General features: G+C 72.4%; 13 protein-coding genes. 6 read left to right on the top strand and 7 right to left on the bottom strand.

From position 1 onward, the window contains the following. Positions 1–310: 310 nt before the first annotated feature. Together ACIBQ1_RS43475 and ACIBQ1_RS43470 are read left to right on the top strand one after the other, a co-directional pair. Entirely contained in the window at positions 311–832 is a 522-nt protein-coding gene (locus ACIBQ1_RS43475; protein WP_397286568.1) for a PH domain-containing protein, read from the top strand. A gap of 302 nt (positions 833–1134) precedes the next feature. Beyond that, positions 1135–2598 (top strand): PH domain-containing protein, encoded by a 1464-nt coding sequence (locus tag ACIBQ1_RS43470; RefSeq protein WP_397286566.1) that lies wholly within the window; start codon positions 1135–1137, stop codon positions 2596–2598. A gap of 117 nt (positions 2599–2715) precedes the next feature. Here the strand turns inward: ACIBQ1_RS43470 and sepH are convergent, their stop codons facing one another. The 5 genes from sepH to ACIBQ1_RS43445 all read right to left on the bottom strand — a co-directional run bounded on the left by sepH (position 2716) and on the right by ACIBQ1_RS43445 (position 10305). Beyond that, on the bottom strand, positions 2716–5820 hold the full coding sequence (sepH, locus tag ACIBQ1_RS43465) for a septation protein SepH (RefSeq protein WP_397286564.1): 3105 nt from the start codon (positions 5818–5820) through the stop codon (positions 2716–2718). 160 nt (positions 5821–5980) lie between these two features. Next, positions 5981–6922 (bottom strand): S8 family serine peptidase, encoded by a 942-nt coding sequence (locus tag ACIBQ1_RS43460; RefSeq protein ID WP_397286562.1) that lies wholly within the window; start codon positions 6920–6922, stop codon positions 5981–5983. 79 nt (positions 6923–7001) lie between these two features. Then, positions 7002–8279, bottom strand: a complete 1278-nt coding sequence (locus tag ACIBQ1_RS43455) for a D-arabinono-1,4-lactone oxidase (protein WP_397286560.1) — start codon at positions 8277–8279, stop codon at positions 7002–7004. 43 nt (positions 8280–8322) lie between these two features. Further along, entirely contained in the window at positions 8323–9048 is a 726-nt protein-coding gene (locus ACIBQ1_RS43450; RefSeq protein WP_397286558.1) for a polysaccharide deacetylase family protein, read from the bottom strand. A 54-nt stretch (positions 9049–9102) separates the two neighbouring features. Next, the gene (locus ACIBQ1_RS43445) at positions 9103–10305 is read right to left on the bottom strand and encodes an MFS transporter (RefSeq protein WP_397286556.1); all 1203 of its coding nucleotides are present in this window, start codon (positions 10303–10305) and stop codon (positions 9103–9105) included. A gap of 93 nt (positions 10306–10398) precedes the next feature. Here ACIBQ1_RS43445 and ACIBQ1_RS43440 point away from each other — a divergent pair, with 93 nt between their 5' ends. Then, a complete protein-coding gene (locus ACIBQ1_RS43440) occupies positions 10399–11577 on the top strand; it encodes a lytic murein transglycosylase (RefSeq protein ID WP_397286554.1) in 1179 nt (392 codons plus the stop codon). Here the strand turns inward: ACIBQ1_RS43440 and ACIBQ1_RS43435 are convergent. After that, positions 11568–12518 (bottom strand): ferrochelatase, encoded by a 951-nt coding sequence (locus ACIBQ1_RS43435; protein WP_397286552.1) that lies wholly within the window; start codon positions 12516–12518, stop codon positions 11568–11570. The genes ACIBQ1_RS43440 and ACIBQ1_RS43435 overlap by 10 nt on opposite strands. Positions 12519–12574: 56 nt before the next feature. Between ACIBQ1_RS43435 and ACIBQ1_RS43430 the strand changes: the two genes are divergently transcribed. Together ACIBQ1_RS43430 and ACIBQ1_RS43425 are read left to right on the top strand one after the other, a co-directional pair. Continuing rightward, positions 12575–14551, top strand: coding sequence for a prolyl oligopeptidase family serine peptidase (locus tag ACIBQ1_RS43430; RefSeq protein ID WP_397286550.1), 1977 nt, complete (start codon positions 12575–12577; stop codon positions 14549–14551). Next, a complete protein-coding gene (locus ACIBQ1_RS43425; RefSeq protein WP_397286548.1) occupies positions 14551–15339 on the top strand; it encodes an inositol monophosphatase family protein in 789 nt (262 codons plus the stop codon). Before ACIBQ1_RS43430 ends, ACIBQ1_RS43425 begins: the two co-directional genes overlap by 1 nt. Before the next feature lie 99 nt (positions 15340–15438). On the opposite strand, the gene ACIBQ1_RS43420 is transcribed toward ACIBQ1_RS43425, so the two are convergent. Next, complete coding sequence (locus ACIBQ1_RS43420; protein WP_165959788.1) at positions 15439–15603, bottom strand: hypothetical protein; 165 nt, start codon at positions 15601–15603, stop codon at positions 15439–15441. Between the two features lie 235 nt (positions 15604–15838). Between ACIBQ1_RS43420 and ACIBQ1_RS43415 the strand changes: the two genes are divergently transcribed. After that, a complete protein-coding gene (locus ACIBQ1_RS43415; RefSeq protein ID WP_397286546.1) occupies positions 15839–16492 on the top strand; it encodes a response regulator transcription factor in 654 nt (217 codons plus the stop codon). Positions 16493–16554 lie beyond the last annotated feature (62 nt).

Genomic DNA, 16554 nt, shown 5'->3' with positions numbered 1-16554 from the left:
CCCCGGCCAGGCCGGTGATCCTCACGCTCGGCGGGACGCCGGTTCCGGGGAGTGACCGTCAGCGCGGGGTGGACGGCGGCTGCCACGTCGCGTGAGGCGCTCGCGCGGTGGTGCGGTCATGCGCTGGCCGGGCCTGGCTGGCACGTACGTGGCGCCGCCGATGTGGCCAAGCTCGACAGCCTGCGGCCGGCCGCCACCGAGCATGGCACCGGGGCGAAGGCGCGCGTCGGCAGACACGCCGAGGATCGCGGTCGATCTTTACCGGCTCGCGGGCTGATCGCCTTCCCGTCGCGCGCCCTAAGCTGGGCTTGTGACGTCAACTGGCCCCCTGCGCGATCCGGCGAACCGCGTCTCGCCGAAGGCCGTCCGCCTGTGGCTGCTCGAATCGCTGGTCGCCTTCGTGTTCTTCCTGGGCGGCTCGCTGCTGGTGGCGCGGTGGGTCGGCGGGAGCGGCTGGTCGTGGGTGCCCGGCTGGTTCGCCGACAACTCCTGGTCGCTGCCCGCCGCGGTCGTGCTGCTGACGGCGCCGTTCCTGGTGGCCGAGCCGTTCGTGCGGTACGCCGTGCATCGCTGGGAGCTCTCAGGGGACGTCGTCTATGCGCGGTCGGGGTTCTTGACCAGGGAGTGGGTGTTCGTGCCCGTGAGCCGCATCCAGACGGTGGACAAGGGGCAAGGGTGGATGGAGCGGCTGCTGGGGCTGGCCACGCTCGAGATCCGTACCGCGTCCCACGCCGGGTCCTCGACGATCAAGGGCCTTGACTTCGAGGTGGCGGCCGGGCTGGCCGAGCAGCTCGCGCACCGGGCCGAGGCGCTCAGGGACGACGCGACATGACCGACCCCAGCCATCCGCAGGGCGACCCGCCTCCTCCCGCCGGCCTTCCCTCCCAAGGGGATCCTTCCCCTCAGCCCGGCCCTTCCCCTCAGGGCGGTCCGTCTCCTCAGCCCGGCCTTTCCTCTCAGGGGGATCCGTCCCCTCAGCTCGGCCCTCGCTCTCAGGGCGAACCGCAGCCCCGGGACGGGGCTCCGGGCTGGGGCGCGCACGGGGCGCCGCTCTCGCCCGGGGGCGTGCCGGGCGGTGACGGGAGCGGGCAGGCGCCCGGGCCGTGGAGCGGTCCTCCGGGTCCTCCGGTACGGGTGCCGCTGCGGTTGAGCCCCAAGGTGCTGCTCATCGATCCCGTACGCATGCTGCCCTCCCTTCTCCTGCCCCTGGTCGGCGTGCTGTTCGTGGGCGGGTTCTCGGCCCACTCCTACGGCTGGGCGGCCATGGGCGTGGTGGGCACCGTGGTGTTCGCGATCATCAGGTGGGCCACCTTCTCGTACGAGATCTTCGGCGACCGGCTGGAGACCAAGCGGTCGCTGATCAGCCGGTCCATCCGCACCATCCCGCTGGAGCGGATCCGCGGCGTCGACGTGTCCACGCCGCCCCTGCACCGCCTGCTCGGCCTGGCCGTGCTCAAGATCGACACCGGGGCCAGCGGCGACGACGAGGAGGCCGGGCTCGACGGGGTCACGCTGGAGGAGGCCGAACGGCTCAAGTCCGTGCTGCTGCGCCGCGCGCCCCGGCCGGAGGCGCGGGTGTCCGACGTGGCGGCGCCCCGGGAGCGGGTGATCATCGGGGTGCCGCGGAAGTGGCTGCTGTACGGGCCGCTGTCGGGCGCGTACCTGCTGACCCCCTTCGCCCTCGCGGGCGGCGCCGTGGGCCTGGCGTTCCAGTGGGGCGACGAACTGGGCCTCGACCAGGACACCGCCTGGAGCGCGGGGGAGTGGATCTGGGACCACCCCTACCTGCTGGTGGCCGTGGCGCTGCTGCTCGTGGTGGCGATGCCGTTCGTGGGCGGGCTGATGTACGCGGTCTTCAACTGGGACTTCAAGCTCAAGCACCGCGACGGCTACCTGGTCGCGGAGCGGGGGCTGATCAACCGGCGCAGCGTGTCGCTGGAGTCCGCCCGGGTGCGCGGCTACGAGATCGTGGACGGGCTCGCCGAACGCTGGGCCGGAGTCGTACGGGCCTGGGCCATCGTCACGGGGCTGGGCGACTCCGAGACGCGCGGGCAATTGCTGCCCGACGTGCCCCGGGGCGTGGCGTACCAGGTGACCGCGGAGGCCATCGGCCCCTACCTCGCCGAACTCCGCCGCCACCCGCCCGTGGCGCGCAACCGCCGCCTGTTCCGCGCCGTCTTCCCGTGGGCCGTGCCGGCGGTGGCGGGCGCCGTGGGTATCTGGGCTACGGGGATGATCCTGTGGTGGATCCTGCTGGTGCTGGCGTTGCTGCTGGCCGGGGCCGGGATTCCGCTGGGGCTCGACCGGTACGCGTCACTGGGGCACGGCTATGACGGGGTGCGCGTGGCGGTGCGGTCGGGGTCGCTGCGGCGCTCCCAGGCCGTGATCGAACGCCGGGCCGTGGTGGGGTGGCGGCTGCGGCAGACGTGGTTCCAGCGGCGGGCCGGGGTGCTCACGCTGATCGCCGGGGTCGGGGCGGGCAAGGGAGGCTACTCGGCGATCGACGTGTCGGTGGCCCAGGGGGCGGAGTTCCCCACCGAGGTGACGCCGGAGTGGCTCGCGCCCTTCATCGAGCCCCGCACACCGCCCGCAGCCTGACCACCGCCGCCGGACCGCTGGGACCGGCGGCCGCGCTGAGTCACCGGTCCCTTTCCTCCCGACGGCGGGCGGTCGTGGTTCTTCGCACTGCCCAGGCCGGTCTCCCGGCCTGGGCGGTCAGTCCTGGCGGCGGGCGCCGAACATGATCTCGTCCCAGGTCGGGACCGAGGCCCGGCGGCCCCGCGAACTCTTGCGCGTCTGGCGGGCCGCCGGAGCGGGCGGCGGAGACGGCACCGGGACGGGCGGCTCCTCCTTGGGCGCGTCCTTGCCGGAACGCGCCGCCGGGACCGCGGGGGCGGTCTTGGGCTCCGTGGGCTTGGGCTTGGGAGTGGGCGCCGGCGGCTTGGCCTCCTGAGCCGGCTGCTCAGGCTGTTCAGGCTGCTCGGGCGCGGCCGGCTCGGGCTCCGGCGTCGCGGACTGGGCGTCCTTGGGCTCCGGTGCCGCGGGCTGCGCGGCCTTGGGCTCCGGTGTGGCCGGCTGAGCGGCCTTGGGCTCGGGAGCCGCAGGCTGGGCGGCCTTGGGCTCGGGGGTCGCGAGTTGGGCGCTGCTCGCCGGGCTGGGCGTCGCCTGCTCGGACGCGCGCTGGGGCTTCGACGCCATGATGGCAGGCGTCGGTGCGGCAGCACGGGCGGGCGTCGGTGCGGTGGCGCTCGCGGCCGTCGGCGCGGCGGCCTCGGGGACCTCCTCGGGCTGCGGCTTGGCGTCCGGTACGACCTGGGCCGCCTTCTCCTTGGGCGCGGTCGCCGTCGGCTCGGGCACGGTCGTAGTCGGCGCAGTCGTAGTGGGCGCGGTCGCGGTTGGCGCGTCGGCCACGGCGTCCGCTGCCTTGGATGACGTCTCGGCCTGCGCGGTGTCGGCGGCCTGGGTGCCCGTGGGAGCGGTCGGCGTGGCGTCCCCGTCGGCGGGCGTGTCGCTGGGCGCTCCGGCAGGTGCGGAGGCGGTCCCAGAGACCGGCCCGGTGACCGGCCCGGTGACCGGCGCAGTCGCGGGTGCGGGCGAGGACGCGGGTGCGGGCTCGGCGTCGGTGACCGACGCTGCGACCGCCTCGGTGACCGTGGCCGGCTCCGAGGTGGACGCCGGCTCCGCGACCGCCGTCGGCTCCGCGGAGGCCATGGGCTCTGCGAGTGTCGTCGACTCGCTGGCTGCCGTCGACTCGGTGACCGTGGTCGGCTCCGAGGTGGACGCCGGCTCGGCGATCACCGTCGGCTCCGCGGGTGCCACTGGCTGGGTGGCTGCCGCCGACTCCGAAGCCGCTGTGGGCTCGGTGACGACGGTCGGCTGCGTGGTCGCAGTCGGCTCGGTGGCTGCGACCGGCTTGGTGACCGGCGTTTGCTCGGTGGCCGCGACCGCCTCGGTGGTCGGCGTTTGCTCGGTGGCTGCCACGGGAGCCGCGGGCGTCACGGGTTGCGTGGTCGCCGTCGGCTCCGAGGCCACGACCGGCTCGGGGGCCGTGGTCGGTGCGGAGGCCGGGATCGGGTCGCCGCTCGGCCGGCCAGCCGCTTCGGTGTGGACAGGGGTGCCCTGAGCGGGCTCCGTGGTCGCCTCCGGCGCGGCAGGCGGCTGCGGCGCGACGGGCGTCGCGGCCTCGGGCTGCGCGGGCGACTCCACGGCGGCGGTCGCCGGGGCCTGGGCGACAAGCGAGGCCTCGGCGGCCAACTGGTCCTGGGCAGCGAGCCGGTCGTGGGCGGCAGGCTGGCTCTCGACGGGAGGCCGGTCGTGGACGACGGGCCGGCCCTGAGCAGCTGGCTGGTCGTGGGCGACGGCCTGGTCGTGAGCAGCCGGCTGGTCGTGGGCGACGGGCTGGCCCTGGACAGCGGGCCGGTCCTGGGCGAGCGGCTGGTCCTGGGGGACCGGCTGGCTCTGGGCGGGCGGCTGGTGGTCCTGGGAGGCAGGCCGATCCGGAGCCGCGAGCTGCTCCCCGGGAACGGGCTGACCCGGGGTGGTGGGCTGGCCCTGGGCGACGGGCTGGGCCGGGGCGGTGGGTCGGTCATAGGCGGCGGGCTGGGCCGGGGTGGTGAAGTGGTCCTGCGTGACCTGCTGGGGCTCCGCGATGGGCCGGGGCTGGGTGGAGGGTGTCGCGGACGCGGCCGTCTGGGACGGGGGCGTCTGATACGGGGACGTCTGGGACGGGGCCGGAGTCTGCTCGCGGACGGCCGTGGGGCGCTCCTGGACGGGCGGTTCCTCGGCGGCGAGCGGCGGAGACGTGCGGGAGTCCGCCGGGGTGGCGGGGGCGTAGATGGAGTCCGCGTCGCGCCCGGCAGGACGGCCGGAGCCGAAGTCGGGCAGCCACGGCGAAGACCCGCCGCGGCGGGACGAGGTGTCGCCGGGGCGGGCATAGCCGGTCTCGCGAGCGGGCGGCTCCGAGTGGTAGCGCTCGCCGGGGTCGGGCGCGTCGAAGGACGCCTCTCTGGCGGCGTCAGCCTCACGTGGAGGCGCGCCGCGCTCGAACGGGGGCGCCGCTTCCGGGGCGCGGCCGTACGCCGTCTCCGACGACCTGGGAGGCGGGTTGTAGCCGACGGCGGGCTCCTCGGGCTCGCGCCGGACCACCGAAGGGACGGGGGTCAGCGGCGGCACCGGCTGCAGCTTGGCCACCCGCGGCGTGAACGGGGTCACCGTCGTGTCCTCCACCACGACGGGATCCGGGTCGAAGTCGGCGGACGACAGCCGCATGGCCTCGTCGTCGTGGGGCGTCACGTGCCGCTTGCGCGGGTCGAACAGCCACTCGGCGTGGCGCGTGTGGCCGTTCCACACGTAGCCGAGCTTGACGCGCCACAGCCCGTCGTCGCGCTTGGCGGAGTCCCAGTCGATCTCGTCGGTGGGCACGCCGCGCCTGGTCAGCCGCTCCGCGACGAGGTCACCCAGGGTGGGGCCTGGCGCCGACTCACCGGGCATGCGGACCGCCACCCGTTGCGCCTGCTGGGCGACGTACTCCCGCTCCTGCAGCACCGGACCCTCGAACCAGCGGACACGCTCGACCGGGATCCCGGCGGTCGCCGCGATCTCCTCCGCCGTCTCTCCGGCGCGGATGCGTGCCTGGATCTCCTTGGGGCGCAACGGACTCTCCACTTCGATCTCGTACTGGCCGAGACGGGAGAAGTTGCCGCGGACGGCAGCACGGAGCCGGTCGTCCACGGGAAGCGTGAAGCGCGTACCTCGCCCGGCAGTAGCCAGCACGAGATAGGTGCCGTCCTCACTCACCGCGACGAGTCGGAGCTCCTGCATGCGAGTCCCTTCGTCAGCGTCGCCATTCTTCCCCCGGACCCTTGAGTCTCTCGCGTGTGCCGGTTGCCTGCCAGCACCGTACCCGGCATGTCCGAACATCGCCTTCCTGGGATACTCCCGGGACGGTGTGACGCCGGTCACATTCGTCGAATCCATCCCTCTAGAGCCCGCCGTTATGCATGTGGAGGTTAGAGGCCCCTGACGGATTCTGGCGAATCGAGCCCCGTGCTGTCGTGCACTTCAGCCAAGAGGCCAGAACGGAAGGCGCGGCGCCAGGATGGCGCTCCAGGTATCGGGCGGCCACCCCGGCCAGATACGGGGCGTGATCGGAGAACGCCTGACCGCCGGGCGTGGTCCGGCACGCGCCGGAGGAGGCCGCCCCGACCACGAAGACGCCGGACCGCACCAGCGACCGCGTCGCGATGTCGAGCGCGGGGGAGTCGGACCCGTCGACGGCCAGGTTCGCGACGGACGGGCCGTGGGCGTGCCTGCCGACCCAGTCCAGCCCGGCGAGCAGGTCGGCCAGGGTGCCCGAGCCGCAGCCGAGCACCCGTACCGAGGCGATGCCGGCCTTGGGCGCCACGGCGTGGACGCGCCGGGCGGCCTCGGTGCCGTGGCCGGCGCAGTCGTGCCCGGTGCCGCCGGTGGCGTCGAAGGCGCGCCAGGCCCGGTCGCCGAACTCGGCCCGGCCCGTGTCCAGGCCGCTGTCCACGACGTACACGGTGGCGCCCGCGCCGGTGGCCCAGCGGGAGAGCGGGCGGGGTTTCCCGAGGGCCATGGGACGGATCTCGCGGTCGGGCTCGATCGCGAGCACCCGCGGGTCGGACCGGAGCTCGGCCAGCTCGGCGGCGGTGAGGAAGGTGGCGAACCCGGGCAGCGCGGCGGTGTAGTAGCGCCGCACCCGCCAGCGCACCTCGCCGACGAGATCGCGCGCCGCACCGCGGCTGCGTGCGGTGACGATGAAGGGCCGGGTGGGTTCGGTGGGAGCGGGGCGCAGGGCGAACCCGGAGGCGGGCGTCATGGCGAGAGGAACGGCGGTCGTGGCGGCGGTGGCCACGGCCGCGGCGAGGTAAACGGAGGGCAGGCCGAGTCGTCGGGGCACGAGTTACGAGAATGCCCGCCACGCGGCCCTCGCGGATCCCAGGACACGTTTTCGAGCAAGCTCTTTACCTAACGATGCGTTAGCCGAGCACTCGATCCAGGTACTCGTTGCCGAACAGGCGTCCTGGGTCGAGCCGGTCGCGCAGGGCGGTGAAGTCCGCGAAGCGGGGATAGACCTTGTTCAGGTAGGAAGCGTCCCTGGTGTGTAGCTTGCCCCAGTGCGGCCGCCCGTCCAGCCGCGTCATGATCTCCTCCACGCCCTCGAAGTACGCGGGGTTGGGCGTCGGCCGGTAGATGTGGCAGGCGATGTACGCCGACGACCGCCCGTACGCCGTGGACAGCCACGCGTCGCTGGGCGGCGTGACCCGCACCTCCACCGGGAACGTGATCTTCCAGTCCATCCGCTCGATCAGGTCCCTGGTCTCGCGCAGCGCCTGGCCGAGGCGTTCGCGCGGCACCGCGTACTCCATCTCGAGGAAGCGCACGTCCCGCCGCGCCGTGAAGATCTTGTACGACGTGTCCACCGACTCCGAGTCGCCGAGCGCCGCGGCGCTGACGGCGTTGATCCGCGGGATCAGGTCGGGGAAGCGGCCTCCCAGCGCGCAGGCCGCGCCGAAGACGGTGTTCTCCAGGAAGACGTTGTCCAGCCAGTGCCGGAACGCGCTCGGCGGCCGGGCCGGGCCCGCGCTGCGGTTGTTGGTCTTGACCAGGCAGGCGTCGGTGTGCGGCAGCCAGAAGAAGTCGAGGTGCTCGTTCGCCGAGGTCAGCTCGTCCAGCGAGTCGAGCACCTCGCTGAGTGGCAGCTTGCGCCGCCGGTTGTGCAGCAGGAACGCGGGCTCCACCCGGAACGTCACGGCCGTCAGCACCCCGAGCGCCCCCAGCCCGACCCTGGCCGCGTCGAACAGGTCCTCGCCGGGCCCGGCGGTCGTCACCGAGCCGTCGGCCCGCACCAGCTCCAGCTCGGCGACCTGGTCGGCGAGGCCGCCGCTGTCGCGGCCGGTGCCGTGCGTGCCGGTCTGGATCGCGCCCGCGACGGTCTGCTCGGTGATGTCACCCATGTTCGCCAGGGCCAGGCCGCGCTCGTCGAGCAGCTCGTTCAGCACGCGCAGAGGGGTGCCGGCCAGTACGGTCACGCGGTCGTCGCCCCATGACCTGATCCCGGTGAGCGCGCCGGGGCGCAGCATGATGCCGTCGGTGAGGGCCACCCCGGTGAAGGAGTGGCCCGTGCCGACCATGCGGACCCGCCGCCCCGAGGCGGCGGCGTCCAGCACGGCGCGTACGACGTCATCGACCGAGGCCGGCGTGCGGACCTCGGCAGGGGTGCCGGACTGGTTACGCGCCCAGTTCGCGAACGCCATGAGCACCCCTCCAGAGCGTCATTCGGTTAGACGCGAACGATACTCACTTCTCCCAACCGGCGGGAACCGGGAAGATGTCGCCGGGCTGCAGGTTCTGCCCCTTGACGATGTCGGACACCGTCACGAGGTGGTAGCCCTTCTTCTGGAGCGACTTGACGAGGGCCGGCATCGCGTCCACGGTCTGCTTCACCCAGTCGTGCATCAGGATGATGCCGTTGGGCTGCGCGACCTCCATGGTCTTCTTCTTGATGGCGTCGACGTTCTTGCTGGCCCAGTCCTCGGAGCCGGCGGTCCACAGGATCATCGGCATGCCGAACTCGGTGGCGACGTCGGCGACCTGGAGGTCGGCCAGCCCGTACGGCGGGCGCAGCAGCTTGGGCTCGACGCCCGCCGCCTTCTTGACCGCGTCCTGGGTCTTCTGGATCTCGTTCCTGATGGTGCCGGGCTCGGACTTGGTGAAGTCGGGGTGGCTGTAGCTGTGGTTGCCGACCTCGTGGCCCTCGGCGACCATGCGCTTGACGAAGGCGGGGCGGCTCTTGACGTACTGGCCCTCGAGGAAGAACGTCGCCTTCGCGTCGTACTTCTTCAGCGTGTCGAGCAGCGTTCCCGCGTACTTGCCGGGCCCGTCGTCGAACGTCAGCGCGATGCACTTGACCTGCTCGCAGTCGACGGGCGCCGCCTTCTTGGGTGCCTGAGCGAAGGCGGGTGCCGGTGCCAGAGTGACGCAAACGGCCGCAATAGCTAGAAGTGAATTGATTTGTCGGGACATAGGTAATGCTTCCAATGAGAGGGGTGTTGCGAGGGATGTCCCGACCGTAGCGGATCAACTCTTGGCGGGTGAAGGAGCCTCGGGAAGTCTCAGCAAACCCGAACCTCCGATGCCCACGACCGCGGCGAGGATCGCCGAGCCCCAGGAGAAGACGTACGCGTTGGACGCGCCGAACATCTCGGTGAGCCGCCCGCCGGCCCACGCGCCGACCGCCACGCCGAACCCGATCGAGGTCGAGATCCACGCCATGCCCTCGGTGAGCAGGGACGGCGGCACCAGCCGCTCGGTGAGCGAGAAGCCCGTGATGAGCGTCGGCGAGATGGCGAATCCGGCCAGGAACAGCGCCGCCGCCATGACCCGGGCGTCACCGATGAACATGATCGGTATGAGCCCCACCACGAACAGCGCCAGCGTCCGCACGAACCGCCCGCGCAGCGTGATCCTCCAGTTCTTCGACCCGAACCAGAGCCCCGACACCATCGACCCGCCCGCGAACGCCGCCAGCAGGAACCCGGCGGCGCCCTTCACGCCGTGCTCCTCGGCGAAGGCCACCGTGATCAGGTCGACGGAGCCGAACACGGCGCCCAGCGCCAGGTAGACGCACGCCAGCAGGGCGATGCCGGGGATCAGGATGGGCGTGCCCGTCGCCGACCTGGCCGGCTGCACGGGCGGCTGGGTGCGCCGCTGGGCCGCCAGCGCGAGGCCGCCGAGGAGCATGCAGACCAGGGCCACGACCAGCCCCGCGTACGGGTTCACGGCGGTGGCCAGCACCGTGACCAGCGCGGGCCCGGTGACGAAGATGACCTCGTCCACCACCGACTCGAAGGCGAACGCGGTGTGCAGCTTGGCCGACCCGCCGTGGATGAGCGACCAGCGGGCCCGCACCATCGAGCCCAGTGACAGCGAGGTGCCGCCCACGAGCAGGCCCGAGGCGTACAACGTCCAGTCGGGCAGGCCGAACCCGGCGCACAGCATCAGCGAGACCAGCGCGAGCGCGTTGACGACGGTGAACGGCGGAATCACCCGGCTCTGCCCGAACCTGTCCACGAGGCGGCCCGACATGGGGGCGGCCACGGCGAAGGCCAGGTTGGTCATGGCGGCGACGCCGCCCGCGGTGGCGTACGAGGAGGTGAGCGCGGAGACCAGCAGCACGACCCCGATGCCGAGCATGGACATCGGCATCCGCCCGACGAACCCGGCCAGGACGAACCACTTGACGCCGGGCCCGTCGAACAATCCCCGGTAAGGCCCGACCACGCCGTTTCCCCCTTACTTGAGCCAGCTAACCATGACGCACCGTATGTCCGGATGGCAAGTGATTTAGCGGGCGAGTGGGTTAACGTGTCCCGAGTGTCCGGTCTTCCCTCGTTCCGTGCGGTCATACTCATGGTCGCCGCCGTCCTCGTGGTCACGGCCATGGCCGGCGGCGTCGTCGTGATCCTGGGCGATGACCTGGTCAAAACGGCGAATGAGCCCGTGCGTAGAAAGCCCACGCAGCGGCCGCAGCAACCCTCGCCGCGTCTCGACCGGCTCGTGCCCACGGCCGAGCCGGTCAAGGACTTCGGCCAGGGCGGCCCCGGGGTCACCGCGACGCCGCCGCGCGTGCTGGCCATCGCCGCGGGGTCGGTGCCGAAGAAGACGAGGTTCGCGCTCAGCGGGCTGAAGCACGTGCAGAAGGTGACCGTGGTGGACGCGGGCGCGGTCAAGGTGGCCGGCACCGCCCTGAACCTGCTGGCCGTCGACCCGGCCGGCTTCCGCTCCTGGACGCCGCAGCCCGTCGCCGACCAGCCCGCCGTGTGGAGCGCGCTGGCCAGGGGCGAGCTGGTGGCCGACGCGGGCGCGATGCGCAAGTTCGGGATGATCCTGGGCGCCATGTACCAGGTGGACGGCGGTCCCAGGCTGCGCGTGGCGGCCTCGGCCACGCTCGGGCTCATGGGCGTGGACGGGCTGGTCAGCGCCGACCTGGGCAGGTCGCTGGGGTTCGCGCCGGGGGTCGCGGTGCTGCTGCACGGCAAGGCCGGCAAGATCAGCGAGGCCGGGGTGCGCAAGGTGCTCGGCAAGGGCTCGCAGGTCGTCATGCTGGACGCGGCGCACCGTACGCCGAAGCAGGAGAAGCCGCAGAAGCCGCAGACGACGGTGAACGTGGGCCGCCCGGGCAGCTACCTGGACCTGTACAAGGCCGCGGCCACCCGCTGCCCGGGGCTGTCGTGGACGGTGCTGGCGGCGATCGGGCAGGTGGAGAGCAGCCACGGGCGCAACAACGGCCCGTCCAGCGCGGGCGCGCTCGGGCCGATGCAGTTCATGCCCGCCACCTGGAAGCACTACGGCGTGGACGGCGACGGCGACGGCAAGTCCGACATCTGGAGCCCGTACGACGCGGTGCCCGGCGCCGCCAACTACCTGTGTGCCAACGGCGCGGGCCGGGGCGGCGAGAAGCTGCGCAAGTCGATCTGGTTCTACAACCACTCGTGGGACTACGTGAACAAGGTCATGGGGATCGCCGCGGCGTACGCCCGCACTTACGCCTGAGGACGCCTGCGGGGAGCGGGGCAGCAGGTGAGCGCGCAGGGGACGGGCTCGGGCTCGTCCATGAGCTCGCGCACCATCTGGACGAAGCGCGGATGCGTGCCGGCGGTCGCCGCCCGCTCCAAGGGCAGCCCCAGCTCGGCGGCCACCTGCCGGGCCTCGGTGTCGAGGTCGTAGACGACCTCCATGTGGTCGGAGACGAACCCGATCGGCACCAGCACGACCGAACGGGCGTCCGTCTTGCGCAGGAAGTCGCAGACGTCCGGCTCCAGCCACGGCACCTGCGGCGGGCCGCTGCGCGACTGCCACACCAGGTCCCACGGCTCGGTGCGGCCGAGCGCCTGGTTGACCAGCTCGGCGCTCCTGCGCAGCTGCGCCTCGTACAGGCCGCCCGAGGGGCCCGCGGTCTCGGCCATGGAGACCGGGATGCTGTGGGCGGTGAACACCAGCCTGGCGTCGTCGCGGCCGAGCCGTTCGAGCGCCGCCCGCGTGTGGTCGGCCATCGCGGCCACGAATCCCGGGTGGTCGCCGAAGTGGCGCATCTTGACCAGCTCGGGGCCGTCCTCGACGGAGATCCTGGCGATGTCCTCGTAGTACTGGCGGCAGCTGGAGTAGCCCGCGAACGCCGAGGTCGCGAACACGGCCGCCTTCCTGATCCCGTCGGCCTTCATCCGGCGGACGGTGTCCTCGCCGAACGGGTGCCAGTTGCGGTTGCCCCAGTAGACGGGCCCGCCGGCGATCGGGCGCAGCGCCTCGACCAGGTCGCGGTTCTGCCGGTTGATCGGGCTGACCCCGCCGAAGCCCTGGTAGTGCTCGGCCACCTCCAGCAGCCGCTCGCGCGGCACGCCCCGGCCGCGCACGACGTTCTCCAGGAACGGCAGCACGTCGTCGGGCCCCTCGGGACCGCCGAACGACAGAACCAGCAACGCGTCGTAAGTTCCCACGTGACCACAGTATTGGGGAATGCGGGCGGTCTCTTCTGCGAGGTAGGTTCGGTGGAGTGAGCGCATTCAATGACATACGCGACTACGTGGCCATCCCCCGGGTTCTCTCGCTGAAGCTCTCGCCAGACGGCTCCAGGTTGATCTCCACAGTCCAGTCACTCAACCCCGACGGCAAGTCCTACGGCACCGCGCTCTGGGCGATCCCGGTCGACGGCGAGCCCTACCGGCTGACCCGCTCGGCCAAGGGTGAGTCGGCCGCGGTCTTCACCGCCGCCGGCGACGTGCTGTTCACCTCCGCCCGCCCCGACCCCACCGTCAAGGACTCCTCCGACGAGGTGCCCGCGCTCTGGTTGCTGCCCCGCGCGGGAGGTGAGGCCCGCCAGGTGGCCACCCGCCCCGGCGGCATCGGCGGGATGCGTACGGCCGCCGACGTCGTGGTGTTCGCCGCCGACGTGCTCGACGGCGAGGAGGCCGCGGAGGAGGCCAGGCGCAAGGCCCGCAAGGACGCCGGGATCAGCGCCATCCTGCACGAGGGCTACCCGATCCGCTTCTGGGACCACGACCTCGGTCCGGGCCGCACCAGGTTGTTCGCCGCCAGGCTCGGTGACGACCGCCTGGAGGACGTGCGCGACCTGACCCCCGACGCGGGCGAGGGGCTGCGGGACGCCGCGTTCGAGCTGAGCCCGGACGGCGCCACGGTGATCACGACCTGGCGCACGTACCTGCCGAAGGGCGAGAGCCGCACCGACCTGGTGGCCATCGACGTGGCCTCGGGCGAGCGGCGCACCGTGCTCACCGAGGACGGTTTCGACTTCTCGGGCCCCCTCGCGATCTCGCCCGACGGCTCCAAGGTGGCCTGCGCCCGCGAGCGGTTCACCGGGCTGGAGGTCTCTGCGCGCAGCGAGCTGTGGATCGCCGACGTGGCTACCGGCGAGGGCCGCGCGTACGCGCCCGACCTGTTCCCCGCGGACGCCGAGTGGGCGCCGGACTCCTCGGCCGTCTACATCGTGGCCGACCGCCAGGGCCGCCGCCCGGTCTTCCGCGTCCCCCTGGACGGGGAGAGCACGCGCCTCACCACGGACGACGCCGCGTACGTCGGGCTCAACGCCTCCTCCGACGGCGGCTTCGTCTACGCGCTGCGCAGCGGCATCGGCCTGGCCCCCGGCCCGGCCAGGATCGACGTGGCCACCGGCGAGATCACCGACCTGCCCTCGCCCGGGCCGCGCCCCGAGACGCCCGGCACGCTGACCGAGATCTCCGCCACCGCCGACGACGGCGCCACTGTCCGCGGCTGGCTCGCGCTGCCCGAGGGCGCCTCCGCCGACCAGCCGGCGCCGTTCGTGCTGTGGATCCACGGCGGTCCGGTCGCCTCGTGGAACGACTGGCAGTGGCGCTGGCAGGTGTGGCTCATGACCCAGCGCGGCTACGCCGTGCTCATGCCGGACCCGTGCCTGTCCACCGGCTACGGGCAGGAGATGATCGACCGCGGCTGGGGCAACTGGGGCCCGCGCACCCAGGCCGACCTCGACGCGATCGTCGACGTGGCCCTGGCCAGGGACGACATCGACGGCGAGCGCGTCGGCGCGATGGGCGGCTCGTACGGCGGCTACATGGCCAACTGGCTCGCCGGCCACAGCGACCGCTACAAGGCCATCGTCACCCACGCGTCACTGTGGAACCTCGACCAGTTCGCCGGCACCACCGACGCCTCCATGTACTGGCAGCGCGAGTTCGGCGAGCCCGGCTCCGAGCGCTACCAGCTCCTGTCCCCGCACAACTCCCTGGACAAGATCACCACACCGCTGCTCGTCATCCACGGCGACAAGGACTACCGCGTGCCGATCGGCGAGGGCCTGCGGCTCTGGTGGGACCTGCGGCGCAGCGAGGTCGAGTCGAAGTTCCTGTACTTCCCCGACGAGAACCACTGGATCCTCAAGCCGGGCAACATCGTCGCCTGGTACGAGACCGTGTTCGCGTTCCTCGCCCAGCACGTGCTCGGCGAGGAGTGGAAGCGCCCGGACTCGGTGGCCTGATGAGCGACTTTCTGAGGCTGGCCGAGGACATCGCGCGCGAGGCGGGCGACATGCTGCTCGCCAAGCGGCCCACGATGTCGGAGGAGGTCGAGACCAAGTCCAGCCCCACCGACGTGGTGACCGCGCTGGACAAGGCGTCGGAGGAGCTCATCCGCGAGCGCATCCTCGCCGCCAGGCCCGGCGACAGGATCCTCGGCGAGGAGGGCGGCGAGAAGCCCGGCGAGTCGGACGTGCGCTGGGTCGTCGACCCGATCGACGGCACCGTCAACTTCCTGTACGGCCTGCCGGACTGGGCGGTGTCGATCGCCGTCGAGGTGAACGGGCAGGTCGTGGCCGGGGTCGTCAACCTGCCGGCCCGCGGCGAGCTCTACACCGCCGCGCTCGGCGAGGGCGCCTGGCTCGGCGCGGAGCGGCTGCGCTGCAACGCGGGCGTGCCGCTGGCGCAGGCGCTGGTGGCGACCGGGTTCGGCTACGCGGTGGCCAGGCGCGCGGTCCAGGGCCGGGTGGTCGCGGAGGTGCTGCCCCGGGTGCGGGACATCAGGCGCGGCGGCTCGTGCGCGATCGACCTGTGCTCGCTGGCGGCGGGCCGCGTGGACGCCTACTACGAGCGCGGCATCAACCCGTGGGACTACGGCGCGGCCGGTCTGGTCGCGACCGAGGCGGGAGCCCGGCTCGAAGGGCTGCACGGCAGGCCGGTGAGCCCGGAGTTCGCGCTCTGCGCGGCGCCGGGGCTCTTCGAGGAACTGCACGACCTGCTCGCCGCGCTGGACCCCGAGCGGGACGCCTGAGGCGAGCGGGACGCGCGACGCTGACGGGACGCCTGACGCGAACAGGACGCACGACGCGAACGGCCGGAGCTCCCGCGGGCTCCGGCCGTTCGCGCGTGGTCAGCGGGGCAGTGGGATGCCGTGATCGTCGGCCAGCCTGCGCAGGTCCTCGATCTCGGCGGTGAGCGTGTCAGCGAGGTATTCGTCGCCGACGCTACGGGCCTCCCGAAGGCCCTTATAAGCCTGGTCGAGGCGGTGTTCGATCGTGGTCGTGAACTCGCCCATCTCACCTACTCTCTGGGGTCCATCCATGCTCTTGGGGCGAAGCACGTCCATTGCCGGGTGATGTCCGGGCAATGGGTGTCCCGCAGGCATACCCCGGCTGCTCACACCCCGAAACATGAATTTTGTGCTCCTCCCCCTGACCGGGGGGTCACCCACCCCTGAACATGCCTTACCGTGCGCTTATCGAGGCTGTGGACAGAATGAGTGACCAGAATCGGAGAGAGGTGCATCAGGCGTGCGGGTGCTGGTGGTTGAGGATGAGCGGGTGCTCGCCGACGCGATCGCGACCGGGCTGCGGCGCGAGGCCATGGCGGTCGACGTCGCCTATGACGGGGGCGGCGCCCTTGAGCGGACCTCCTACATCGACTACGACGTGATCGTGCTGGACCGCGACCTGCCGGTCGTCCACGGCGACGAGGTGTGCCGGCGGCTGGTGGAGCAGCGCAGCGCCTCGCGGATCCTGATGCTGACCGCGTCGGGCGACGTGGACGACAAGGTGGAGGGTCTGGGCCTGGGGGCCGACGACTACCTGGCCAAGCCGTTCGTGTTCATCGAGCTGGTGGCCAGGGTGCGCGCGCTGGGCCGCCGCTCCGCGCCGGCCCTGCCGCCCGTCCTGGAGCGCGCCGGCGTCCGGCTGGACCCGGGCAAGCGGCTGGTGGAGCGCGACGGCAAGGAGGTCGTGCTGACCAAGAAGGAGTTCGCGGTCCTGGAGGAGCTGATGCGCGCCGAGGGCGCCGTGGTCAGCCAGGAGGACCTGCTGGACAAGGCGTGGGACGAGAACATCGATCCCTTCACGAACGTGGTCCGCGTGACCATGATGACGCTGCGGAAGAAGCTGGGCGAGCCTCAGGTGATCGAGACTGTGCCCGGGGTTGGGTACAAACTGTGAGTGAACGGCGAGCCATCGAACGCCGCACGTCCGTCAAGGCGGAGGCCCCGTGACGGAGAGGT

The sequence above is a fragment of the Nonomuraea sp. NPDC050153 genome (assembly GCF_044460125.1).
GTDB lineage: Bacteria > Actinomycetota > Actinomycetes > Streptosporangiales > Streptosporangiaceae > Nonomuraea.
The sequence above is the reverse complement of the archived record's forward strand: the minus strand, read 5'-3'. Positions and strand labels throughout refer to the sequence as shown.